Source organism: Parabacteroides faecis (assembly GCF_014647375.1).
In the GTDB taxonomy this organism is placed as follows: Bacteria; Bacteroidota; Bacteroidia; order Bacteroidales; family Tannerellaceae; genus Parabacteroides; species Parabacteroides faecis.
On record NZ_BMPB01000007.1, the window covers coordinates 46,203 to 69,004 of the forward strand.

The following is a 22,802-nucleotide window of genomic DNA, read 5'->3' on the forward strand; positions in this document are numbered from 1 at the left end:
TTTATTTATTGTTATACTCTTTTTCGGTTACGGGAGCATACCACTGGGTAGTACCCAAATGAACCTTTGTATTGATTGCTATATGCGTGAATCCGCTGTCGGAAGCCGCCCCGTGCCAATGCACCACGTCTGCCGGAATAGCGACCACGTCACCGGGATTCAAAACTTGTATGGGTTTCCCCTTTTCCTGATAGTAACCTTTTCCGGCAGTGGCGATCAGAATCTGGCCGCCCGGATGCGAGTGCCAACTGTTTCGGGCTTTCGGCTCGAATATCACGTCGGACACTACTACATCGAATGTTTCACTGTCGGTCATCAACCGTTGGAGGTAGGCCGTACCGTTGAAATTAGCACCTTCAATGACATTTCCTTTGGGAAAGATGGAAGAGGATGTGGCAGGCTGGATTGTTTCAACCTTGTTTTCCGGTTTCGGGGTACAGGCACCGAGTGCTGCAACCAGTAAAAATAAGCAAGTTATCTTTTTCATATCGAATCGTTATTTTAGATATTGTTTGAAGAAAGCGTCCAGTTTCGGAATCGTGATTTTCAGATATTTCGGCTGGTCGTACAAATCCACGTGCGTTGCTTCGGGAACGACGAACAATTCTTTCGGTTCGGCAGCTTTCTCGTATGCGTCTTCCGAGAAATATTTCGACACCGCATTTTCTCCCACGATGAAAAGCACAGGACGTGGAGATATGGTCTCAATTTGCGCGAACGGGAAGAAGTTCATCATCGGCGCAAGGCTCGTGTAAGAGTAATAACCCGTAGAGTTGGGGTGCTGCCCGCGCTGCGGATTGTCGTAATAATCGAGGAAATCGATGGCAAACTTCGGCGTGTTCTCATCTACCTTTTCGGGCAGGGCGCGAATATCCCGACGTGTGGCTCCACCGTATTCCGCCGTGCGCTGACGACCGATCTCATCGAGAATCGCCATACGCTGCTCGTAGGTCTGCGTGTCGCCCACACCCTGACGGCGGGCACGTCCCATGTCGTACATACTGATGGTGGCAAGAGCCTTGATACGATGGTCTATCTGCGTAGCACTGACAGAGTAACATCCCCCGCCACAGATACCGATTACACCTATCTTATCTGCATCGACCGCCTGATGATTCGAGAGGAAATCGACTGCCGCGCTGAAATCTTCCACCCTTACTTCAGGTGATTCCATGCGACGCGGGTAACCGCCGCTCTCACCGTAATAGGACGCATCGAACGCCAATGTCACATAACCCATTTCCGCCAGAAGGCGGGCATGAAGTCCTGAAGTCTGCTCCTTGACACCACCGAAAGGATGCCCGACGATGATGGCGGCATATTTCTTTGCAGGGTCATAACCAGCAGGCAGATAAAGGTCGCCTGCAATGTCAATCAGAAAGCGGTTATGGAACGTAACTTTCTGTTTCTTCACGCCATTCTCGACTGTCTCGACCGGTGTTTCCGGGTTGGCGATCAATCCTTTGCTTTGCAACAATTCGTTCAAAACCAGTCTGCCGCCATCGGCTTCGCTGCGTCCGACGTGCTTTTCGACTATAGCCAGCACACCGCGCAGTTCATCCGGTGTCACGCCGACATTCAGCGCGATACCCATGTGTCCTTTCAGCATTGGTTCTACGCCTTTGCCCAAAGAGGCGATGACGGCGACGGTCGTCAACTCCCGTTCGGCATAGGTCAATACATCCCGTTCGAAAAGGTCAGCAAAGAGGTGTTCTTTGAGGAATACCTCGATTTCCGGAGCCAGTACTGCATAGTCGGCTTTCGGTGCATCTGCCGGAACGCCCGAAATTTCTGCGAGAATGTCGCGTCCGCGCTCGTACTTACGGCGGGTATCGGTTATCGGCGACGCTTCGCGTCCCCAATCGTCTTCGATACCTTCTGCCTTACGCTCGTCGAGTACCGCAACTAATGTTTGCAGTCCGCGCAGGGCACGGGGAAAACCGCAATAGGCGTAGGCATGTACCATCACTTCTTTCAGCTCACCGACGGTCATGCCGTCATTCAACCCGTCCGTGAGGACGGGTTTCAGTTTGTCGAGGTCTCCCGTACTCGTAAGGGCTGCGACCTCTGCAATGTGTTGTCGTTTACTGTCCATAGCTTGTTCTGCTTTCGGTGTTTGAGAGTCTGCGATTCCGCATCCGAAAAAAACACCGAATAGGGTTGTCATAATTTTTAATTTTATTTTCATAATCTCTATCATTTTATTTATCTGTTTTACCTGATGCAAAATTAGGCTGGAATTTTCGCCCCGACCTATCACGAATTACGGTTTGAAGGATAATTATTACGGTTTTTATAGTTCACTGACTGCAAAAACGTACACAGTAATTGAGTAGCAATTCGATATGCGAAGCGATGATCGTTGCGCTATGCCGGTCGATGGCATGGTGCAACTCTTCTCCGATTTCCCGCAGATTATCGGTTATGATTCTCCTTTCGTGCTCCGACAATGCGCCCTTACAGCAGCAGCGTTTCGGATAGGTCTCGATACGGTTTTCAAGCGATGTGTCGCATAACAGATCGGGATGAAACAACACACCCGAATAGTATCCGGTATGTCGATGCCGGTTCGAGGGTATTTCAACCGTTTCGCCGGGATAAACCAGTCGTAGCCACTCTTTTTCAGATGCTTTTTCTTGCTCTGAATCGTTGTAATACAACAGCCCGTAAAAATTGCACATCATCCGAATATCCTCGGTCAGATTTGCTTTTGACAAATCGACCATGCAGATCAACGGATGCAGTGTTTCATGTCCCGTCAATTTATTGAACTTATCAATGGTCATAAGTCCCGAATTATTCATTTGTATCATTGTTCTTTCTTTTATTCAGTTTTCCACGATGCAAAATTACAGGTTGTCCGAGTGCTTCATAGGGTATGAATTACGGTTTCATGTATAATTATTACAGATTGGAACCGATAAGCCAAAGATATTTTCTACATTTGCATAGAAACAATGAAAGAGACTGTTATGGAGAAGATTATGCAACTGAAAACGATAAAGGAGTACAATGATTACATGGGTGTGGAAACGAGGCATCCGTTGGTCAGCGTCATCGAAGGAAGCCGTATGCCGCACCCTGTACCCCATGCACGCAAGCACGTGGGAATGTATGTGGTCTTCCTGAAAGAATTACGGTGTACGGACGATTTGACCTATGGCCGACGCTCCTACGATTTTCAAGAAAATACGTTGGTGTTTATCGCTCCGGGGCAAGTGTTCGGACATGAAGCCGACGGAACAACTTTTACTGGTTCGGGCTGGTGTCTGCTGTTCCATCCCGACTTGCTGCGGGGCACGCCGCTCGGCCGCCATATGCAGGATTATACTTTTTTCTCCTATGCCGCCAATGAAGCGTTGCACCTCTCCAAGCAGGAGCAGCAGACCGTCATCGACTGTCTGACAAAAATCGACGAGGAGACATATGACAAGGCAGATCGCCACAGCAACCTGATTATCGCTTCTGCCATCGAATTGTTGCTCAACTATTGCATCCGTTTCTATGACCGACAATTCATTACCCGCAAAAAAGAGAACAAGGATACGCTCGGTTCTTTCGAAGCCTTGCTGAATGACTATTTCATTTCGGATAAACCCTCTAAATTCGGTACACCAACCGTTGCTTATTGTGCTGACCAGTTGCATCTGTCTGCGAATTATTTCGGAGATTTGATTAAAAAAGAGACCGGTTTATCTGCACAAGAATATATATTGGCAAAAACAATGGATACAGCAAAAGAGCTGCTTGCCGATCCTACAAAATCTGTCAGTGATGTGGCTTATGCTTTGGGGTATCAATATCCGCAGTATTTCAGCAAGGCTTTCAAGCGTGTCGTGGGATGTTCGCCGAATGAATACAGAAAATTAAATTAACTTATAAATAGCTATGTAATAATTGATTAAGAAAAAATACTTATGATTCTTCCTTTAGCATTCATCTTGTTACCGACATAATAATCATTTTTCTTCGCTAATAGGTAAATGTGTATCGCAATACTTCTTTCTATATTGCAAAGGAGTCATATTATGATATTGCTGAAACAACTTGTTCAAGTAGCACGGGTCGGTATAGCCCATTCTGTTTGAAATCTCTTTAATGCTCATTTGAGTGCCGACAAGCATGTCTTCCACCGTTTTCAATCTGCTTTTTTGGATGTACTGTTTGAAATCCTCTCCAAAATTCCGTTTAAAGAAACGTCCTGCATAAGTGGGGGAAAGGTGAAATTTTTCAGCCACAATATTCAATTTCAGGAGTTCGGGCTGGTGGATATGCTGCCTGATGTATTTTAGCATATACTGTGCCTTGCTACTGTCCGCATTATCATGCTCCGGGGCCAATGTGGAAAGATTTCTTACAGCAAGCACAATGACACTGTTCACGTAGTAGTTCAGCAGATAGCCCGACATCATTTTCTTTTCAGATACCTCCCTGACAATTAGTTCAATCAAACTGTGAAGCATTTCCGCATCACTCTGTTGAAATCGGATACAGTATCCGGCTTGTATGTCGAGAGCCCCTTCAGCATATCTGTTTATATAATCGGTCACATAATTCTCCGTGAACCGGATAAACAAATAACGACTATGTGAACAAGTCCGAAACAGGTGAACTCTATTGGGCGGTATCAGGCATAAGTCGGCGGCACAATAGTTATGATGTTCTTCCCCGCCATTTACGGAATTGACAACAAAACTTCCGGTACCTTCCAGAATATAAGCCATTTCGAAAAAAGAATGCTGGTGCTCTCCAATCGGAAATGTATCGTGCTCCCTTAAAAGTATTTCAACCGGCTGATATAGATTTTCTTTCCACATAGCTTATTTTTCCATGTTTATGGTACAAAAATACAATAATCTTCATTTCCATGACATTTAACTTTGCACAAAAAAACAGAAACATGAGAATATTAAAATTTATAGTAACATTTATTTTACTTATGGGAAGTGTATCTAATAGTTTAGCACAAGTATCTTCAGGAAGGCTGAAAGATAAAGTTGCAATTGTAACGGGAGCTGCATCCGGCAATGGAAAGGCAATAGCTGTCTTATTCGCCAATGAGGGAGCAAAAGTTATTCTGGCAGACATCAACGGTATAGAAGTAAGGAAGATTGCAGACACGTTGCAACAAAACCAATCGGACGTTATACCGGTTGAAGTGGATGTAACCAGAGAAGATGATGTACAGCGGATGATAAACTCGGCTTTAGAGCGATTTGGACGGATTGATATTCTGGTAAACAATGCCGGAGTTTTTGATGAACTTCTTCCGGCAGGCGAGGTCAGCGATGAGATTTGGGACAGAGTGATTTCTACAAATCTTACAGCGCCGATGCGTGGAATCCGTGCTGTTATTCCTGTATTTGAAAAACAAGGAGGAGGAGTCATTGTGAATACAGCTTCCATTGCCGGCTTTACGGGAGCAAGGGGTGGAGGGGCAGCCTACGTCGCCTCCAAGCATGGCCTGATAGGACTGACAAAAAATGTGGCATTTAATTATAAGGACAAGAATATCCGTTGTAATGCGGTGGCACCGGGCAGAGTCGAGACAAACCTGCGGGTAAACAGTGAGAACTTAATCGGATCAAAAACGGCTCATGACAAATCCATTGATAATTGGAGAGACATCGAGACCAAAGTTTCGGAAGGTTATATCACTAATATGCGGAAATGCACTCCTGATGAGATAGCCAAAGTTGTACTTTTTCTGGCATCTGACGAGGCCTCTTTTGTCAACGGTTCCATATTTGTAGCAGACGGAGGTTGGACTTCTTATTAAAGACATAACAATAGCATATGGAAAAGATTTGTTGGAAAGGACATGCCGCCATGTTCGGGGCAAATGCCATGTGGGGGTTGATGTCTCCCATATCCAAATTTATCATGTTGGGAGGAGCTGTTACGCCTCTTGTCGTAACTGATTTACGTATCGGGGGTGCGATGGTTCTCTTCTGGATAGCTTCTTTTTTTCAAAAACCGGAACATGTCAGCCATAAGGACTTGGCAAGCCTGTTTGTTGCCGCCCTTTTAGGTATTGTATTCAATCAAGGTTGTTTCATATTCGGTGTCAGTCTAAGCTCACCCGGTGATGCCTCCATTATTACTACCAGTATGCCTCTATGGGCTATGGTACTGGCTGCATTGATACTGAAAGAGCCCATTACGGGCAAGAAGGTGCTGGGCATTGCGGCCGGAGCGAGCGGTGCATTGCTGCTGATACTCGGAAACGGGCAGCATGAGCAAGGAGCATCGGCAGCAACCGCGGGTGGCACAATGATATGGGGCGATTTGCTGGTGTTGCTGGCACAGTTCTGCTATGCCCTTTACATCGTATTGTATAAGGATTTCGTGAATAAATATTCGCTGGTGACCATTATGAAGTGGATGTTCACCTATTCGTTCATATGTGTCCTTCCGTTTTCAGCCGGCAGCCTGATGCGTACAGATTGGAGCAGCCTGCATCTTCCCGAACTGGGTGGCTTGTCCTTTATTGTCGTGGGAGCTACCTTCATCAGCTACATGCTGATTGTGGTCGGACAGAAGAATCTCCGTCCCACCGTGGCGGGTATGTACAACTATATCCAACCACTTGTTGCCTGCATTGTTGCCGTTTGTTGGGGTATGGACTCTTTCAATTTCATCAAGGGCATGGCTGTTATCTTCATTTTCGGTGGTGTCTATCTGGTTACTTCGAGCCGGAGCAGGAAGGAACTGGAGTCCTATAAAGCTATACGTACAAAGGAAAAAGTCGGATGAATATGATGAGAAAATACATCTTAGGATTAGTAAAAACAATGGATGCAGCAAAAGAATTGCTTGCTGAGCCTACAAAATCTGTCAGTAATGTTCCTTACGCTTTGAGGTATCAATATCCAGTACTTCAGCAAGGCTTTCAAGCGTATCGCGGGATGTTCTCCGAATGAATACAGAACATTTAATTAGGATATTATTTGATTTTTGAAAAAGCCTAAAAAATAGAGAAATGGAATACCGATATTTGTTTTCTTTATTAGTTAAATAGATTGTTATGTAATAGATTATTATATGATAAACATACCGTAGTCGGTATTTATTGAGACAATATTAAAAATCATGTAATTTTATCCCGTTTTTTTCTGAAAAGAGAAAAACGGGTATTTTATTATGGCTCAATAGGTCAATAATTACGCTTTATCTGCTATTAATACCCTATATCCATCTGAATGAAAACAAATACCGAGTGTACAATTATTTGGGGGAGAAATACTATTTAATTCTAATTCAATATAACTTGCTATTTATCAGTATGTAATATAAATTAAAATATAATCGTACCGACCTCGTTTTTAGCTATCTATATAATCCCGAACTTTGCAAAAGATAAAAATGAGGATATATGGAAGTTTGTACTTACTCTTGACGTTTTTATGATAATTTAGTCGGAGGCGATGATTTATAAAACCTAAAATGTGATATGATGAAAATATTAACAAATGCACTCCTTTTCAACCTATTTGCCTCCTACTTGGAGGGCATGGTACAAGTAGCGGAAGAATTGCCTGCTGCTTATGATAATTTTGTAACTCTGCTTGGAGGACTTCCACAAAGTGAGAACCTAATATTGAAGTTACGTCGCTTGAATTATACCAAAATAGAGCTGGTTTCTATGCAAATAGCATCGGAGCAAATGTTGGAGAAAAGGCATATTTTGTACGATGTGTTTATCGGTAAGGCATTATCTCTTCTCGATACAGAGATAGAAATGGTTAAAGAGTTATTTAAATTGAGGAATATTATCCCCGAATTGAAATCGGAAATAATGAAAGATACAAAAGATAAATCTGTTATCATGTTGACCTGGAACGGTACAGACAGTGATTTGATTGAACTGGTGGCTGCGTTGATGGCAGCCGGTGCAATAAGCTCGAAAAATGGTGGCAAACTGACTGTGATAAGTGTAATTCGGGCTTTTGAGGATATGTTTCATCTGAAAATAAATGCATTATATACCAAACGGGGAAAAGTGTTTGATCGTTGTACAGACACTACTCCTTTTATTGATTCCTTGCGTGTAAGCTATAACCGGATGCTGGAGAAACGGTTAATTTAAAAGTCATACGCCAACGGATGTCAAAATCCGACTTTGATTCCGCACATTTGTTTTTACCGGAGAGTATGACTTATTTTGCCGGAGAAAACATCAAAATGTATAAACTAAAAACATCATGTATGGAACTGACTATTATTGAAACAAGCGCGTATCTGGAAATGAGGAAACAGTTCAGTCTGCTGGCGGTACAGTTGGAAAACTTCCGTAAAAAGGTTGCCTCACCCGCACCGGATAAATGATTGGACGCACAAGAGGTATGTCTGGCTCTGAAAATATCGAAGAGATGCCTGCAAAATTACAGGGACAACGGCCTTATCCCTTATTCAAACATAGGCGGGAAATTCTTCTATCGGGAAACGGATATTCAGGAGATATTGAGTGAAGGACTTGTAAAAAGGAAATAGGCTATGGCAGACATTATCACAAAGGATTCAGAAGAGTTCAAGGAACTGACCGGATGGATAAGGAGAGCGGGTAAGGCGGCTGAGGAAGCCACGGCAAGAATACGTCCCACGATTGCGGATGAGCATTACCTGACTGGAGATGATGTGTGCGAGAGGCTGCACATCTCACGGCGGACGCTACAAACCTTGCGTGACGAGAACATGGTGTCCTATACTACCATCGGCGGAAAGATTCTTTATCCCGAAAGCGGACTGTATGAGGTGTTAAAAAAGAACTATCGGGATTTCCGAAGGTTCAGGAAATAAAGAAAAGACAAAAAGAATGTCCCTCCGGCCTACCGGCTGAAGGGGCATTCCTTTTGGTCGGTCTTAAACGGCCAGTTTGTAAACATGGCCTATCTTCTCGCAAAGTTTGTCGGTATCTTCGCCCACTTTCGGATTGATAAGCTCAGCATATACCTGCGTGGAAAGGATGGAGTTATGCCCTAATACCTTTTGCAGAGTTTCCAACGGCATCCCTTTGAGAATGGCCAGAACTGCAAATGTATGACGTCCGATATGCGGGGTGATTTCGGTATGGCAATCGCACTTCTTGCCGATGATTCTGAGGCTGAGGAACATCGTGTTGTATTCGCCTACGGGGAAAACACAATCGGGGGAATCCTTCTTCTCGTCCACACCCCTGTATTTCTCAATAAGCTCAACGGCTATGGGCAATAACTTCACGACATAGGCCACTCCGGTTTTTATACGGTTGCCCATCAGCCATGTGCCTCCGTCGGAATCGGTATGGATGTTGTCATAAGTAATGGCTTTAAGGTCGGCATATGCAAGACCGGTGAAGCACATGAAGAGAAACATGTCCCGCATGGCACGCTGGCGTTTGTATTTCAGATCCACATGGATGATTCTCTGTAATTCCTCTTCAGTAAGAAAAGACCTTTTCTTGTATTCCGGTTTGCACTCGAAGGATGTGAAAGGATGAACTCTCAACCACCCCTTTTCCTGCGCGATGTACATCAGCCATTTCAGGGTGTTAATACGGTTGAAAGCGGTGGCATTCGCATTGCCTGCCGTGCCGAGCATCCATGTGTAATAATCCTCAATGAACGATTTCTCAAGCTCGTCAATAGCTATATCCTCGATGTTCTTTTTGGTTTTCATGAAAAGCAAAAGACTTTTGTAGTCGGCAACCAGTCCACGGTAAGTGTTTTTCGCCTTTCCTTTACCTATCTTTTCTTTATACGATTCAAGCTGTTCTCTGAAGAGCACCATAAGAGTATGGCATTCCTCTGAGAAACCTGCATAGCGGTTATATACTTTCTTGGCCGTAACAAAACTGTCATGGTCGCAGATGTACTGATAGTGCTTCGTTATCTGCGCCTTGATGTTGTCAAGTTCTTGATTCAGCGTGCGTGCTTCCTCGGACTTGCCTTTCGCACGGTTGGCTTTTACGTCCCATAAGGAAAGGGACACTGTTCTTTTGCTGCTGAAACCCGCTTGGGTTCCATTGACTGTGATGCGTCCCATTATCGGGGCCTTACCATTTTTTACTGACTGGTTCTTGGTGTAGAACAATACTTTGAATGTGCTTCGCATAACTCAACTTTTTTTAGTTACAAATTTACTTTCTGTTGAGTTATCTGATACTATGCAAAAACAAGCAATAGGCTGAAATATAATATATTACACTTCTTTTTATAGCATATTTGGCGGAGTTACGATTTGGTAACCTAACTCCTTTCCAAATCTGCTTTTTTTTGCTTTCCTTTTGCCTCACTGCTAAAAATATGTTTTATAACCATTTGATTTTTAGCGTAGTTGCATTATCCTTACACATCGTTTAAAAATATTTGGTTTCTTTTTTTGAAACATATATTTATGGCAAGTTGACAAATTAGAATTTAGATATTACAAACCAAGTTCATACAGATAATGGAGTTAGTCTCCCACTCCTTTACATTATAAATTTAAAGCCATCGTAATAAAATCCCCAATGCTTTTACCTAGAATAGCCATTCCTGCTTCATGTGGATCTTCAAGTTTATATTTTCCTTTAGCTGCACCATTTAAAGCGTAATCATAACCGTCAATAGTGACGATGCACCAATGTTTTTGTCTACATTCAATTATTACTTCATCGGCATAAAAAGGCCAATCTCCATTATAATCGCATTTTCTTATTTTCTTTGATTTGAAATCAGGATTAAATTTTCTATTTAATTCATCAGCGGTTGTTCGTTTGTGTATTGATTTGGGAGTTTCTGTATACTTGATTGTATTTTTTCGATAATCTGTTTTTCCGAAATCTTTTTCATACCATGTACCATAATCAAAAAAAGAGCTTGTTGTTAATTGTTTTCCTAGCTGCCCTAATGTACCCCAAACGATTTGTCTTGAAAGACTTGCTATAAACCTTTCAAAAATATTAATTATATAATTTGTTATTTCTTGATACACTTCACGTTCTAAATCATGATTCATTAATTTTGCCATTGTCCGCATATCAATAGGCTTAATCCTATTTTCAAATTTTCTCCAAGATTCTTTTGGGTTTATACCGATTTTAGCATTTCCAGTAATAAAGTCAAAATTGTAATAACGTGCAAATTTTCCAAATTCTGATAATATGAATAATAGTTCTTTTAAATCCACATCATCATTTATTAATAACCAATCTACCTCAAACTGAACTGGTTTATAATGATTATAATAGTTCGTTTTTATCTCTATCAAAAGTCGTTCCAAATCATGTCCAATTGATTTAAGATACTTAGTATCAGGTAAAGTTTCATGTTTCTCAATATAGCCAACACAAATATAAGCCTTCATAAACCTCTCAAATCCTTGTGATAAGAGTTGAAGGGGAAGAAAGTAAAAATCATTATCAAGATTTATGTTTTGTAGTTCTCCAAATCCTAATCTTATTAATTTATTTGCTATCTCAAATTCTTCAATTAATAATGCAATTTTTTGTATCTCAATTTTTGCCATATCCCAATACTTTCACATCTAAACATGTTATCTATCCTTGTAATTCAAAAGATTTTACAAAATTAAATATTCTCCCAAATATTCCTATCTATTCAGATAAATAATAAATAAGTCCATTACCTACTATTAGTACAGACACATCTTCCCTACATCTTCCTTCCAATGTAGCACCCCAATAAACCAAACAGGAAACCCAAGCAACTCCACTCAGCTGCCCACTCCAAAGCTTTCCCCTATCCTCATCCCTACATCTCAAATATTTACTACCTTTGCCGCCAATTGTAAATCATAAAACGAAACGTCATGAGTAAATATCCATTTATGCTGATTATGTGCCTGTTTATTGCACAATCTGCTTTTGCGCAATCATATTCCAAATACTTTCGCCTGGAAAATCAGGATACCGTCAACTTTACTTTTACTGTAAGGAAACCTGATATTAAGGCAATAGACTGTTATCCTCAACAAATTACTCAAATATCGAAAAACGGAGATAACTACGAAATATCACTCACCACTATCAACCCCTACCTGGATGGAAGCAAACTGGCTAAAATGAAAGAAGCCAAGTATGATAAATCACGGGAATACGACAGAGAGATCGCTAGATTTTTGCAATCTACTCCGTTGATAGATGCAGAAAATGAACACGTTAGACAAATTGCCGATACACTGTTCAAAGACGATACACAAACCTTTGTTATAATAGAGAAAGCCCTTAAATTTGTCTATACCTATCTGTCACCTTCTGACTCCATTGCCAAACAGATCGATGCAGGGATTTGCAGAACCGTAGATGTCAATACAGTTATCCAGACAAGAAAAGGTACTTGTAGCGAATATACCAATTTATTTACCGCATTGATGCGCTATATGAATATACCGACCCGTTTTGCTGTAGGATATTTTTATATTCCCGAATATAAAGCCGAAAGCACCCATGCCTGGCCCGAATGCTATATAGAAGGTGCCGGTTGGTGTTCTGTCGATCCGACTTTTCCTTCATATATCTCCCCTCATTTTGGTATGGTCAGGATGCGTTACGGAATAGATTACGAAGATTGCGACATCAGAACCCTAAATTATGACATCGAGCCGATCGAGTTTACAAAGAAATAACCCCATGACGACAGAAGATAAAATAAAGTATTTTGAAAATAGGGAAGATTGGAGAAAGTGGTTGACAGACAACTTTGAAACCAAAGACGAAATTTGGTTTGTCTTCCCTTGTAAGTCGTCAGGCAAAAAAAGTATTACATACAACGACGCTGTTGAAGAAGCCCTTTGTTTCGAATGGATTGACAGTACGATAAAAGCGCTTGATAAAGAACATAAAATTCAACGTTTCACGCCTAGAAATCCTAAAAGTACATACTCGCAAGCCAACAAAGAAAGACTTAAATGGCTATTGGAAAATAAAATGATACACCCAAAATTTGAAGACAAAATACGAAATGTTCTGTCTGACCCTTTTATTTTCCCAAACGATATAATTGACAGACTAAAAGAAGATAAAATAGTATGGAATAACTATCAACATTTTTCCGATCCATATAAACGTATCCGAATCGCATACGTTGAAGCAGCAAGAAAACGACCAGAAGAATTTGAAAAGCGATTAAACAACTTTATCAATAAAACGAGAGAGAATAAAATAATAACCGGATTCGGTGGCATCGGAAAATACTATAACACTTAACAAACATCCGAGTTTTACAGAACTTTATTCAATACACCCCACAAAATTCTACCAGCGTCATCTTACCGATCAACACTAACGCCTCTTCATAGGCAATCTCATCCTTGCCGATATGTCCAGCAAGTGTACCGACCTTGCCGCAAATCTGAAAACAGATCAGGACAGACATTGCAATATGATTTATAGAGGTTTGTGCAGTCCGTTCAACGACTTCTGTTAAGTGAAGCATCCGGATAAACAAGACAGGATACCGGAGCGGACAGCGGAGACAGGACATGACGGTTCTTTGTTGTATGAAATCGATGTATGACTGACGGTCATGGATGATTACTTCCCGGATGAATTTTTGGTGCTTTTTAGGTAAGGTAGACCATATCGTGAAGGCTAACTTATAAATCTTTTCACGTAAATGGTTGCGACCTTCTTTCGACATTTTGTCGAGGCTTCGGTTAAAAACTCTCACATCGGGCACCTTACCACTAGGGAATAATGCTTCTAATTTGTTCAGCTTCTTCATGGTATATTCTGATAGGCATTGAATAATTAATAGGGAAAATCACATAACAGATGTATTGGGAAACAGATTTAAAATCCATCAGATTAAAAATCTGCACCCCAAATACAATCTATTTTCAGGGATTCAACTCTTCGAGTAAATACTTTCCGGGTTTAAACTTAACACTTGTACGTGCCGGGATCATATAAGAAACACCCGTTCGGGGATTTCGCCCCTCCCGCTCATTTTGCTTCCAGGGCATGAAACTGCCAAACCCCTGCAACACAACAGAAGTATTCTGTTTGATCGCTTCCGTCAATACTACCTGAAAGGTATTTACAAATTTACGCGACTGTTCTTGCGTGACATGCATCTGTACAGCCAATTCGTTTACTAAATCTGCTTTGTTCATAATCTGTTATATATATATTATTTTTTAATTTTAAAGACCGATCACTTGACTTCACGGACACAGCGAACATACCGTGAATAAGCAGCGTTACCGTTATCAAACGTACCTCTGACAATGTTTATCATGCATCGGGCATAAGATTTAGTTGAATATACCGAGCTACTCCAATACATATAATCCTCAAATGCACCATCAAAAGCATTAGAGTCGTTTTTATACTTATTTCTAATTGCATACAATTCTATTAAAGTAGGTATCCGCCAACCATCCTTTTTTTTCGTACAGTATACTGTTGCATTAGTATTGTAACCATAATAAGCCTGAGTCGTATCCACCTCAATAATATAGGTTTCTTCCAGAGTGTAATTTTGGGAGTTCCCTTTATAATCAACATATTCCGCCGATGACACATTTCCTTGATCATAAGCAAAGGGAAGATAACCAACATCTGGTACTTCAGTCTTCTCATAAAAAGGTCGATCTGCAACAAAAGCATCTACCAGATTTTGATCAATCACAGCAGTATTTTTTATACCTTTTTCTTGTTTTACTGTAACCGTTTTTGAATGGTTTCCCCCTGTCACAGCGATAATAAACCTTGCAGAACGAGCTTCACCCCCAATATTAGCCTCTGCATTAAACGTCAAAGTTTGATCACTCCCTATCGCTACAGAATTTTCAATATCTGATGATATTGCAATACTACTACCATCCTCACGAGTCACAGTCCACGGTAAACCTTCTGTTCCATCCACAGTTACAAAATCGGCACTCTCCGTATTCGGCAAATCTATCTCACCTTTAGATACAGTAAAAGTTGAACCAGACTGCTTAATAGCCACATCCTTTGTTATATTTCCGGCTTTTACCGATATATTACCGGTATTCTCTGTGCTATTCAAATTGAGTTCGCTCGTTTTATATCCAAAATCCTGTTCGTTACCATCGGTAGTACCGGAAGTTGTACCCGTCAATACCAACCAATCAGGTGAGGTTACAGAATATAATAATCCGGGAGTCCCCTTAAATGTTAATGTGCCGCTGGCATCTGCTGTAGCTGCCAATGTGATCGGATCACCGGAAGCAGTCAACTCTGAAGCTTTTTGAGTTACTTTGATATCCTTCGTCAAGCCGGCATCTGTTCCGCTGACCGCATTACCGACCTTTACAGTGATTGCCCCCTCACGAGTAGAGGCATTCGGATTTACAGCAGCATCAAAAGTAATCTTCTGGGCTGTACCGGTTGTTGGAGTTCCTGAAGTCCCACCCGTTAATGAAATCCAGTCGTCGGTTGTTACACTGGCCGCCCAGTCTAAACCGGCGGTTGCCGTAAACGAGGACTCGCCACTTCCTCCTTTGGCTGCTATATCGCTCAGCGTAGAACCCGTTACAGTAGCTCCCGACTGTTCTACGGTTATTTCCTGTTTCAGATTAGTATAAGCAGGATCACCCACGGATGCCCCAGCTTTCACTATTATCTTTCCGCTGCGCACCTGGGACGATGGATTGACAGCCGTTGCTTTTACTTTCAGCATTTGTTCACCGCCCGGAGCCTCACTACCCGATATAGCCGAATTAGAGACAGCCCAATCCAGCCAGCCGTCACCGTTTAAAGCAGCCAGCCATTGCAAGCCTTCAGTTGCAGTAAAAGTCGATTCCCCCTCCGAATCCGTCACTGCCGCCAACAAAATATCCTTTCCTTTTGTCAGGGTCGAACCGCTTTGAATGATTGTTATTTCCTGATCCTCTCCATTTACATCTATCTTAAAAGAGACTGATCTCTCTTCCGCTTTCGGATTGGCCTCCACAGCCTTAAAGACGACATTGGCAGGCCCCTGATGTGTTATGGTTGCCCCCGGCTTGATCTCACTGCTGTCCAGCAAGGCTGACAACCAGAAAGGCATATCGAATACCCACTGCTGTCCCGGACGGGCCGTGATCTGTATCTCTTTTTCACCGCCTTTCTTAGCGGGCATTCTGGTCGGATCTACCTCGATAGGAGGTATCTCACCGACAGTAATACGTTCGTCGGAAACGTCTATACCTATCAAAGTCACATTCATGGTATAGTGGGAATTGCGTACGATATCATAATTGTTCTTGTCGCTACCGGGATAAAACCGGAACGTAACATCTTTATACGATACTCCACCCTGCACAGCCTCTCCGGTCAGTTCGATACAGGTTGCATTCGTCACCCCCGTTCCAATCTTCTTTTTTTCAGCATCGACAGCATCAGCCCCGCTGACAGTACCCGCCATATTCTCAGGCAAATACCAGTAAACAGTCGCACCGGAACCACTCGCCGTACCCGTATGTGTGGTATAACCGATACCATCCGTTGTCAACTGCGCTTTAGGAACTTCAATCTGCGACAGGGTCGGTGCGTTCTTTAAAACGACGGAAGCCGGTTCAAATGTAAAATCACTACCTACCGAATAGGTAAACGTGATCTTGGCAATGAGACGGGTCAGTTCCACCGTAATATCTTTTATACCTTCAGCCTGAACCACGCCCTCCCATTTCCCCATCATCTTACATAAGTTATTATCCGGCAATCCCTCAGCGGTTGAAGCATAAGCCAATGTATGCTTTTTTAAAGTCGTTTCATCGGCTATCGCACCCAGATCACCGGCATTCGACACGAAATAAACACGGCTCTTACTGCCATCCTGGCTCTGTTTCAGTTTCAGGTTGAGAGTAGTACCGGTCATAGAAGGAAGATACTCATTCAGTAAACGCTTACCCGTCACCGCATCGTACTGTCCGACCCACAGGCTGGCTATCTGATTTTCCTGCACTTCCGATAACGGAGCAACAGCTTTGGTTTGTACCGAGTCCCTTGCTCCTACAGCCAGCGTATCCGAGTCGATCGTGCCGTCAGGTGTAAAAGTAATGCTACGGGTAACGGGAGTCCGGGTAGCCAACACATTCAGGTTAAAGCTGGCATCTACTTCTGCCAATGTATGCGGAGTAATTCCCCCTTCTTCTACTTCCGTCCGTGTACAACCGCCTGCAACCAACAGAAACAACAATACAAACAACCTTATTTTACTTACTCGTTTCATTGTATTTCGATTATATATATTCGTCTACTATCTCCCTCCGACATTACCATTTCCAGTCCACATTATTTCCTTCCACGTCACAACCGTTACAGTCGTACCGATCCCTTCATTGATATCGGGATCAGGATAAGGGGTGTCGGGACTTCCCACATTATCGTCTGTGAAAACGACTGCATTCCAGTCCAGCACCTTCATCAGCAAGCTACTTTCGTTATTCTTCACCTCAAGGGTAAAAATATAGCGTTTGCCTTCATCAAAAGTGATATTCTTGTCGATAGTCGCTTTCAGGGTTGCCGTTTCATCGTTCCTCACCACTTCAATCTCTACCTCGAAAGGCTGGCTGTCTTTGGGAAGGATAACTCCTTTCGTCTTGTTCAGCCCCGAATTGTCCGGATCGGATTCCGGTTCCACCGGTTCGAACTCCCCTTCAACGAATGCGACCTGTGCATCCGTCCCGCTACCGCCTCCCGTAGGAAGGATACCTGTATCGCTGCCCGCTATCAGATCGGCTCCCGAAGAGGATATCTTTTTTATCACCAGCCCCGTTCCGTACAGTTTCTCAAAAGAGGAGGCATTGTCGGGGGAAGGGGCAACATTGAATACCAACATCGCACATTTCCGCCGGAAAGTTCCGAGCGTAACCTGTTGTGAATCTTTCGTCACCGCCACCCCGCGAACAAAGCCTGTCATCACATCTTCCTTATGGGGGACACCTGTTATCTTATAATAGCCATCCTCCCCTTTTTGTAGCGGACGAGCCGGAGAAACGGCATAGAAATCGTAAACGCCTCCCCGTACGATCAACCCCTTGCCCTCTCCTTCCACCCGCTTTCCTTCGGAATCTACCAAGCAGGGTGACAAAGAACCGTCCGCTTTTACCACATAGGTGGCCTCAAACGTAGGTGCCTCCGTAGAGAAGGAAGCCTCTTGCAGTTCACCGCCTACCTTACCGGTAAGCCACGCCCCGACACGTACGGTCGTCCCTACAGGTAAAAGGGTCGGTGACGGAGAAACAGTTTCCCCCGCACGGGTCAGGAGCTCCGGAACACCCAGGTCTGGCTTACCGAAACTGACCGCCACCAGCCGCGCTGTATCCGGCATCTCCTCTACCGGACCGGCTGTGCAACCGGCCAGTAATCCTATCAGATATATCAAATACCGTTTCATCATTATAATGCTTTTATATAGTAACTGATAGTTCCTTTATTCCATCGGAATATCATACTCCCCGCCATCATTCCAGCCTGCCACCCGGATATCTGTCAATTCAATCCCCTGCGCCTGCATGCGGATATTATAGATATAATTATATCCCTTCTCCCACTTGGCCGTAAATGTGCCCGGATCAGTTCCGCTACTCCCGGACGGCTTCATCGCAAAGACACGGCCGTCATGCAGCGTCAGTTCCAATGTGGCACTCACATCTGTCACCGGAATAACCAACCCGAAAGCCTGGACAGGCGTTTGACCGATTTCATCCGCTGTCTGTACACTTCCGATACCGCGCATATCCCCATCTGCCGTAAACATCAGTTGATCGACTGCCGTCAGCGTACCTTCCAAACCGCCTGTCGAAAGGTTCAGTTTGGCGGAGGTAGACTTTTTAAATCCTCCGCTACTTTTCAGTACTACCTTCTTTATCAGGCAACCGTCAAAAGCCTCTCCCTCCTCCGATACGCGGAAGCTCACCTTTGCCAGCGCATGTTGCATCAGAAGCGACACCTCCGGATGCCAACGGTCTACCTGCCCTGTCGCCTTACAGTAGAGATAATCATCCTGATCGGTTTCCCATTGAACATCGGTCGTAGCATCCACCGGATTACCACCGTCATTAAAGTAGAACTTCTGCTTATCCAGCACCTTGACACCACTCATCAACGGTACTTTCGGAGTTCCCGAAAGCGACACACTTTTCTCGGACGGAGTATAACCATAGACTGTCCCTTTCTCCGTATACAGGCAAAGGGGATCCTCTCCTTCCGCCAACTCCCAAGCCGGTACGGCAGCAACGGCATTGTAAGTAAACGACTGGCTTTTGATGCCGCTCGCATAGAAACCCACTGTACCGCTACTACTCTCTTTGGTGACGCATACGCCTACGGATGTGAGCGGATTAGGGTTAGGTTCCTTATCGCCGGGACCTCCCGTTACAACGCTTCTCGATTCCACCTCCAACGACAAGCCCAGGCTCTTTATACTCAGAGGAACACCCTCTTCCGCATCACCGCCACCGGGCCCGGGCGGAACAATTTCCGCCTCGGTACAAGCTGCACACAGCAATAGAAACACAGTCGGTAATAGGTATAAGAACTTTTTCATGGGCTGTACTTTTTATGGAGTTATTATAATGGGATTTCGTCCTGTTCGTTATCGACCCAGGCTTCTACCGCTACATCCACAACAGTCAGCTTGTTACGACCAGCCGAGAACGTATAGATATAATTGTTACCAGCTTCCCAGGTGTTTCCCTGCAGAGTGATCGGATAAACGACTGCTGTATTTGAACCTTCCTGCAACGTGATTTCCACATCTATCTCATTATCGTCGAAAGTCGCTATCGGGTAAATTACCGCACTGACTGTCCGGGATACATTCTTTCCGTTTATCGAAGAGGTAGAAGTTCCTGTTGAAATAAAAGCATGTTCACCTTCTGTTCCTTCCTCGTCTATCTGTCTCATCAATATATAGTTTGTTACCGTACGGGACATACCGGTAGTAGTCGATGTTCCTGTGATCGCTCCGTCTGTCAATGCCATCATTCCATCTCCTGTCTTAAACTGATTTGAACCGCCGGTATGATTTTTAACTTCGAATTTGGTGAAGTTCACGTCCTTATCGCTCAGATGTCCCCCATCATACACACGAAACGAAATCATTGCCATAGCATGTTTCATATCCAAATTGATCTTATAACCCGGATTATTTTCGTTTGTATTATCCGGATCTGCATCCGGCGCAACGGGAGTCTGTCCACTGGCACGTCCGTTATTGACATTACGGCCCGCCTCTCCGGCAAAATACAGGTAGTCTTTTTCTGTTGAGAGTGAAAGGTTAACCAGATCGGCCTTAGCTGTCGCCGCCCATGCATTGGTTTTCCAATATTTTTTTGCATTGTTTGCTGTGGCATCGATTTCACCGCTAGCGAGAACTTTTACCGGAATTTTAAGGTCGGATTCTCTGCTTATAGATAGTGAAATACTTGAATTATAGGGATAATAAGCATACACCTTGCCGACCTCTTTTGTCAGATAATAAGGAACTTCTTTTGTTGATTCATAAGTATCTTTCTTTTCCTTAATCGAAATCCAGTTCTTTCCTGTATCATCACCCATATACCAGACATGGTGACCTGTATATTCTGTTCCGTCGGGCATGTACCAGCCGGTTGCTCCGCTGTTTGTTACCAATACACCCAATCCCGGAGCATAATCAGAACTGGTGAATTGTTTTACAGGATAAGTGATTGTTTCACCGCTTACTACCGATTTCGTTGCTGCTTTGGTTCCCGCATCCACTTTCAGGTTGGGAGTGATACCTAAAGATACCTGACCGTCGTTACCCGGTTCAGGGTCTATTCCTGTTTCTGTCTCCGAGCAGCTTGTCGCTGTCAGAAGGGCTATCAACATAACCCACATTGTCTTAGTTGTTTTCATTTTCCTTTGTTTTAAAGTGTTTCTATTTAATATTTTATATCGGCATATCATCCTGTTCATGATCCGTCCAGGCTTCCACACCGACAGATGTGGTCTGTATCTGGCTTTTATCTGTAAAGAAGAGGGTTACGACATGGCTTTTACCTGTCTGGAAACCGTCTTCGATATGGAAAGAGACTTCCGAAACTGTTTCATCTTCAGTTCCCCTGCCGTCTTTCGTCGTTGTTATCCGAAGGTGCAACGGGTGTTCTACTGTTCCGTCCACCGGAGAAACCGGGAGCAAGAGATATCCTTGCGGTTCGGGAAGATCTTCGCCGGCTGTTACCTCCGGGACCGGCAAGTTTGTTATATCCTGTACCGGGATATTTTTTATTCCATCATCTGACGATATATCATCCAAATGGGGAATCTCCTGTTCCAGATCCAGTTCCTGACGTGCATGTACGTCTACCGCTTCAATCATTTTTATTATTCCCCACCCATCAGCACGGTCACTGTAACAAACCAAACGCACCTGTGTCAGTAAATGATGGAACGTACAGGTTTGTATCGGGGCATACCCACTACCCGTCAGGATTCCCGTTGACATAATATCGGTTGTACCATCCACTATAAAGGTCACTTTGCCCGTTCCTGCAACGACTCCCGACTCACCCTTTACCGGACAATAGCCGTGCAGGCGGATATGACGACCATCCTCCGGGTATGACTGGGACTCGACAAACACGATCGGACGGTTCCCCTTACCTCCTGTTCGTACCGCCTCATATCTGTTCCACATGCCATAACTTTCTGTCGAAACGATCGTTTCATCCTGCCGGGCAAAGCAAACCTCTAAATCCTTTTCATAGCCGGAGCCAATCACTCCGCGCGTTGATTGTCCGATCGCCCCTTCCAGGCAGACCGCAGTTTCCGGGACTGGCTCCGGAGTAGGATTGCTGTCTGAACAGGCGGTGAGACCCGGAAGGATAGCGATGGATATGAATGCTGTTACTATGAAGTTGTTCATGACTTTACGGTTACTTTCCGGGAGTTATTATTGTACTGCCATTATTACCCGGTTGCCATTCGGCGATACCGGTTTCTACCGCTATTTTACCATCCTCCGTAAAGGTGAGTGTGATAAGGTGGGAATAACCCGCTTTCACACCTTCGCTGATATTGGAGACGGTAACATCCAATATTTTAGGACTCCCGTCATAAGTTCCTTTCACCTCTAAACCGATAGGTAAATCTTCTGTTCCCAGATTGACTGTTGGGTAAAGCAACAGATAGCCGGTCGAAGGTTTTTCAGCATCCGGGGCAGAAACTGTAGAAGGACAGTTTTTAACCGTTAGCGTTTGGTTGGCTGTTCCTGTTGCCGTCAGTTGAGCACCCTTGGTTTTATCGAGTGATAGTTTCAATCCCGTTGCTACATTCTTTACTTTGATGGAAGTTATCGCCGTCCATTTATCTATCGCTCCTGCAGAACCTGTACACCTGAACTGCAATTGGGTTAACAGATGGCTGAAGGTGAAAGTCTCGAACTTATTCACCAGCGAACCGGTCTGAACTCCTGTTGCCATTATATCCTCCTCACCCGTGATAGTGTAAGTGACACTGACCGGGTTAGTAGTTCCGCTGTTCAACGTCTTGCGGGGATAGTAACCGATCAGGACAGACTCACCATCTTCCGTCAAATAGGTTTGCTCCGGTTCAAATGTAAGAACCGTGTTACCTGTACCTCCTGTACGGACTGCATCGATAGATGGGGTATTCCACACCGAACCTGTGGTACCCGGGTTATCCAGGCGGGCGAACGAGACTTCCAGGTCATTCACATAACCGCCGCTGATCACTGCACGGGTAGCCTCCGCTATTCCCGCATTCACTTCTATTGCTTGCGCCGTTCCATCCGTTACCGGCTCTTCCGTATTGGTACAACCGCCTAAGAAAGTAGTTCCCAACAGACTCATGATCAATAATTTTCCTGTTTTCATTTTATACC

22 protein-coding genes and 1 pseudogene are annotated in these 22,802 nt (G+C 43.8%); 9 read left to right on the top strand and 14 right to left on the bottom strand.

Annotated features, from left to right (window positions below; genetic code table 11):
* Position 1: 1 nt before the first annotated feature.
* From IEY67_RS11015 to IEY67_RS11025, 3 genes are all read right to left on the bottom strand, one after another.
* Entirely contained in the window at positions 2-487 is a 486-nt protein-coding gene (locus IEY67_RS11015) for a cupin domain-containing protein (protein ID WP_122348869.1), read from the bottom strand.
* 9 nt (positions 488-496) lie between these two features.
* Complete coding sequence (locus IEY67_RS11020; protein ID WP_183671553.1) at positions 497-2,188, bottom strand: alpha/beta fold hydrolase; 1,692 nt, start codon at positions 2,186-2,188, stop codon at positions 497-499.
* Between the two features lie 112 nt (positions 2,189-2,300).
* Entirely contained in the window at positions 2,301-2,813 is a 513-nt protein-coding gene (locus IEY67_RS11025; RefSeq protein WP_183671508.1) for a transcriptional regulator, read from the bottom strand.
* Positions 2,814-2,972: 159 nt separating this feature from the next.
* Between IEY67_RS11025 and IEY67_RS11030 the strand changes: the two genes are divergently transcribed.
* The gene (locus tag IEY67_RS11030; protein WP_183671507.1) at positions 2,973-3,875 is read left to right on the top strand and encodes a helix-turn-helix domain-containing protein; all 903 of its coding nucleotides are present in this window, start codon (positions 2,973-2,975) and stop codon (positions 3,873-3,875) included.
* An 84-nt stretch (positions 3,876-3,959) separates the two neighbouring features.
* On the opposite strand, the gene IEY67_RS11035 is transcribed toward IEY67_RS11030, so the two are convergent.
* Complete coding sequence (locus IEY67_RS11035; RefSeq protein WP_038607225.1) at positions 3,960-4,817, bottom strand: AraC family transcriptional regulator; 858 nt, start codon at positions 4,815-4,817, stop codon at positions 3,960-3,962.
* A 50-nt stretch (positions 4,818-4,867) separates the two neighbouring features.
* Here IEY67_RS11035 and IEY67_RS11040 point away from each other — a divergent pair, with 50 nt between their 5' ends.
* The 6 genes and pseudogenes from IEY67_RS11040 to IEY67_RS11065 all read left to right on the top strand — a co-directional run bounded on the left by IEY67_RS11040 (position 4,868) and on the right by IEY67_RS11065 (position 8,799).
* Positions 4,868-5,779: a glucose 1-dehydrogenase gene (locus IEY67_RS11040; protein WP_182423187.1), complete on the top strand. Its 912-nt coding sequence runs from the start codon at positions 4,868-4,870 to the stop codon at positions 5,777-5,779.
* Between the two features lie 17 nt (positions 5,780-5,796).
* Positions 5,797-6,756: a DMT family transporter gene (locus IEY67_RS11045; protein WP_122348873.1), complete on the top strand. Its 960-nt coding sequence runs from the start codon at positions 5,797-5,799 to the stop codon at positions 6,754-6,756.
* 26 nt (positions 6,757-6,782) lie between these two features.
* A pseudogene (locus IEY67_RS11050) lies at positions 6,783-6,942 on the top strand (helix-turn-helix domain-containing protein); the annotation flags it as partial.
* A gap of 514 nt (positions 6,943-7,456) precedes the next feature.
* Positions 7,457-8,089, top strand: coding sequence for an RteC domain-containing protein (locus IEY67_RS11055; RefSeq protein WP_183671552.1), 633 nt, complete (start codon positions 7,457-7,459; stop codon positions 8,087-8,089).
* Positions 8,090-8,328: 239 nt separating this feature from the next.
* Positions 8,329-8,493 (top strand): helix-turn-helix domain-containing protein, encoded by a 165-nt coding sequence (locus IEY67_RS11060; RefSeq protein ID WP_038610719.1) that lies wholly within the window; start codon positions 8,329-8,331, stop codon positions 8,491-8,493.
* Between the two features lie 3 nt (positions 8,494-8,496).
* On the top strand, positions 8,497-8,799 hold the full coding sequence (locus IEY67_RS11065; protein WP_038610716.1) for a helix-turn-helix domain-containing protein: 303 nt from the start codon (positions 8,497-8,499) through the stop codon (positions 8,797-8,799).
* 63 nt (positions 8,800-8,862) lie between these two features.
* Here IEY67_RS11065 and IEY67_RS11070 read toward each other — a convergent pair whose 3' ends face one another.
* Entirely contained in the window at positions 8,863-10,092 is a 1,230-nt protein-coding gene (locus IEY67_RS11070; RefSeq protein WP_183671506.1) for a site-specific integrase, read from the bottom strand.
* 363 nt (positions 10,093-10,455) lie between these two features.
* Complete coding sequence (locus tag IEY67_RS11075; protein WP_183671505.1) at positions 10,456-11,487, bottom strand: hypothetical protein; 1,032 nt, start codon at positions 11,485-11,487, stop codon at positions 10,456-10,458.
* 303 nt (positions 11,488-11,790) lie between these two features.
* Between IEY67_RS11075 and IEY67_RS11080 the strand changes: the two genes are divergently transcribed.
* Together IEY67_RS11080 and IEY67_RS11085 are read left to right on the top strand one after the other, a co-directional pair.
* Complete coding sequence (locus IEY67_RS11080; RefSeq protein ID WP_183671504.1) at positions 11,791-12,606, top strand: transglutaminase-like domain-containing protein; 816 nt, start codon at positions 11,791-11,793, stop codon at positions 12,604-12,606.
* A 4-nt stretch (positions 12,607-12,610) separates the two neighbouring features.
* On the top strand, positions 12,611-13,186 hold the full coding sequence (locus IEY67_RS11085) for a YdeI/OmpD-associated family protein (protein ID WP_183671503.1): 576 nt from the start codon (positions 12,611-12,613) through the stop codon (positions 13,184-13,186).
* A 28-nt stretch (positions 13,187-13,214) separates the two neighbouring features.
* Here the strand turns inward: IEY67_RS11085 and IEY67_RS11090 are convergent, their stop codons facing one another.
* The 8 genes from IEY67_RS11090 to IEY67_RS11125 all read right to left on the bottom strand — a co-directional run bounded on the left by IEY67_RS11090 (position 13,215) and on the right by IEY67_RS11125 (position 22,794).
* Positions 13,215-13,703 carry a hypothetical protein gene (locus IEY67_RS11090; protein ID WP_183671502.1) on the bottom strand — a complete coding sequence of 163 codons (489 nt, stop codon included), beginning with the start codon at positions 13,701-13,703 and terminating at the stop codon, positions 13,215-13,217.
* A gap of 115 nt (positions 13,704-13,818) precedes the next feature.
* Positions 13,819-14,094: an HU family DNA-binding protein gene (locus IEY67_RS11095; protein WP_183671501.1), complete on the bottom strand. Its 276-nt coding sequence runs from the start codon at positions 14,092-14,094 to the stop codon at positions 13,819-13,821.
* A 41-nt stretch (positions 14,095-14,135) separates the two neighbouring features.
* Complete coding sequence (locus IEY67_RS11100) at positions 14,136-17,162, bottom strand: BACON domain-containing protein (protein ID WP_183671500.1); 3,027 nt, start codon at positions 17,160-17,162, stop codon at positions 14,136-14,138.
* Between the two features lie 27 nt (positions 17,163-17,189).
* Positions 17,190-18,332, bottom strand: a complete 1,143-nt coding sequence (locus tag IEY67_RS11105) for a BF2992 family fimbrillin-A clan protein (RefSeq protein WP_229801033.1) — start codon at positions 18,330-18,332, stop codon at positions 17,190-17,192.
* A gap of 33 nt (positions 18,333-18,365) precedes the next feature.
* Positions 18,366-19,481 carry a fimbrillin family protein gene (locus IEY67_RS11110; protein WP_183671499.1) on the bottom strand — a complete coding sequence of 372 codons (1,116 nt, stop codon included), beginning with the start codon at positions 19,479-19,481 and terminating at the stop codon, positions 18,366-18,368.
* Positions 19,482-19,504: 23 nt separating this feature from the next.
* Complete coding sequence (locus IEY67_RS11115) at positions 19,505-20,815, bottom strand: fimbrillin family protein (RefSeq protein WP_183671498.1); 1,311 nt, start codon at positions 20,813-20,815, stop codon at positions 19,505-19,507.
* A gap of 34 nt (positions 20,816-20,849) precedes the next feature.
* A complete protein-coding gene (locus IEY67_RS11120) occupies positions 20,850-21,824 on the bottom strand; it encodes a fimbrillin family protein (RefSeq protein WP_183671497.1) in 975 nt (324 codons plus the stop codon).
* A 10-nt stretch (positions 21,825-21,834) separates the two neighbouring features.
* Positions 21,835-22,794 carry a fimbrillin family protein gene (locus IEY67_RS11125; RefSeq protein WP_183671496.1) on the bottom strand — a complete coding sequence of 320 codons (960 nt, stop codon included), beginning with the start codon at positions 22,792-22,794 and terminating at the stop codon, positions 21,835-21,837.
* Positions 22,795-22,802 lie beyond the last annotated feature (8 nt).

Bases quoted from the DNA above. Each gene is read 5' to 3' on its own strand.
- IEY67_RS11015 (WP_122348869.1), bottom strand. From the start codon at position 487: ATGAAAAAGATAACTTGCTTATTTTTACTGGTTGCAGCACTCGGTGCC.
- IEY67_RS11020 (WP_183671553.1), bottom strand. From the start codon at position 2,188: ATGAAAATAAAATTAAAAATTATGACAACCCTATTCGGTGTTTTTTTC.
- IEY67_RS11025 (WP_183671508.1), bottom strand. From the start codon at position 2,813: ATGATACAAATGAATAATTCGGGACTTATGACCATTGATAAGTTCAAT.
- IEY67_RS11030 (WP_183671507.1), top strand. From the start codon at position 2,973: ATGGAGAAGATTATGCAACTGAAAACGATAAAGGAGTACAATGATTAC.
- IEY67_RS11035 (WP_038607225.1), bottom strand. From the start codon at position 4,817: ATGTGGAAAGAAAATCTATATCAGCCGGTTGAAATACTTTTAAGGGAG.
- IEY67_RS11040 (WP_182423187.1), top strand. From the start codon at position 4,868: ATGACATTTAACTTTGCACAAAAAAACAGAAACATGAGAATATTAAAA.
- IEY67_RS11045 (WP_122348873.1), top strand. From the start codon at position 5,797: ATGGAAAAGATTTGTTGGAAAGGACATGCCGCCATGTTCGGGGCAAAT.
- IEY67_RS11055 (WP_183671552.1), top strand. From the start codon at position 7,457: ATGAAAATATTAACAAATGCACTCCTTTTCAACCTATTTGCCTCCTAC.
- IEY67_RS11065 (WP_038610716.1), top strand. From the start codon at position 8,497: ATGGCAGACATTATCACAAAGGATTCAGAAGAGTTCAAGGAACTGACC.
- IEY67_RS11070 (WP_183671506.1), bottom strand. From the start codon at position 10,092: ATGCGAAGCACATTCAAAGTATTGTTCTACACCAAGAACCAGTCAGTA.
- IEY67_RS11075 (WP_183671505.1), bottom strand. From the start codon at position 11,487: ATGGCAAAAATTGAGATACAAAAAATTGCATTATTAATTGAAGAATTT.
- IEY67_RS11080 (WP_183671504.1), top strand. From the start codon at position 11,791: ATGAGTAAATATCCATTTATGCTGATTATGTGCCTGTTTATTGCACAA.
- IEY67_RS11085 (WP_183671503.1), top strand. From the start codon at position 12,611: ATGACGACAGAAGATAAAATAAAGTATTTTGAAAATAGGGAAGATTGG.
- IEY67_RS11090 (WP_183671502.1), bottom strand. From the start codon at position 13,703: ATGAAGAAGCTGAACAAATTAGAAGCATTATTCCCTAGTGGTAAGGTG.
- IEY67_RS11095 (WP_183671501.1), bottom strand. From the start codon at position 14,094: ATGAACAAAGCAGATTTAGTAAACGAATTGGCTGTACAGATGCATGTC.
- IEY67_RS11100 (WP_183671500.1), bottom strand. From the start codon at position 17,162: ATGAAACGAGTAAGTAAAATAAGGTTGTTTGTATTGTTGTTTCTGTTG.
- IEY67_RS11105 (WP_229801033.1), bottom strand. From the start codon at position 18,332: ATGATGAAACGGTATTTGATATATCTGATAGGATTACTGGCCGGTTGC.
- IEY67_RS11110 (WP_183671499.1), bottom strand. From the start codon at position 19,481: ATGAAAAAGTTCTTATACCTATTACCGACTGTGTTTCTATTGCTGTGT.
- IEY67_RS11115 (WP_183671498.1), bottom strand. From the start codon at position 20,815: ATGAAAACAACTAAGACAATGTGGGTTATGTTGATAGCCCTTCTGACA.
- IEY67_RS11120 (WP_183671497.1), bottom strand. From the start codon at position 21,824: ATGAACAACTTCATAGTAACAGCATTCATATCCATCGCTATCCTTCCG.
- IEY67_RS11125 (WP_183671496.1), bottom strand. From the start codon at position 22,794: ATGAAAACAGGAAAATTATTGATCATGAGTCTGTTGGGAACTACTTTC.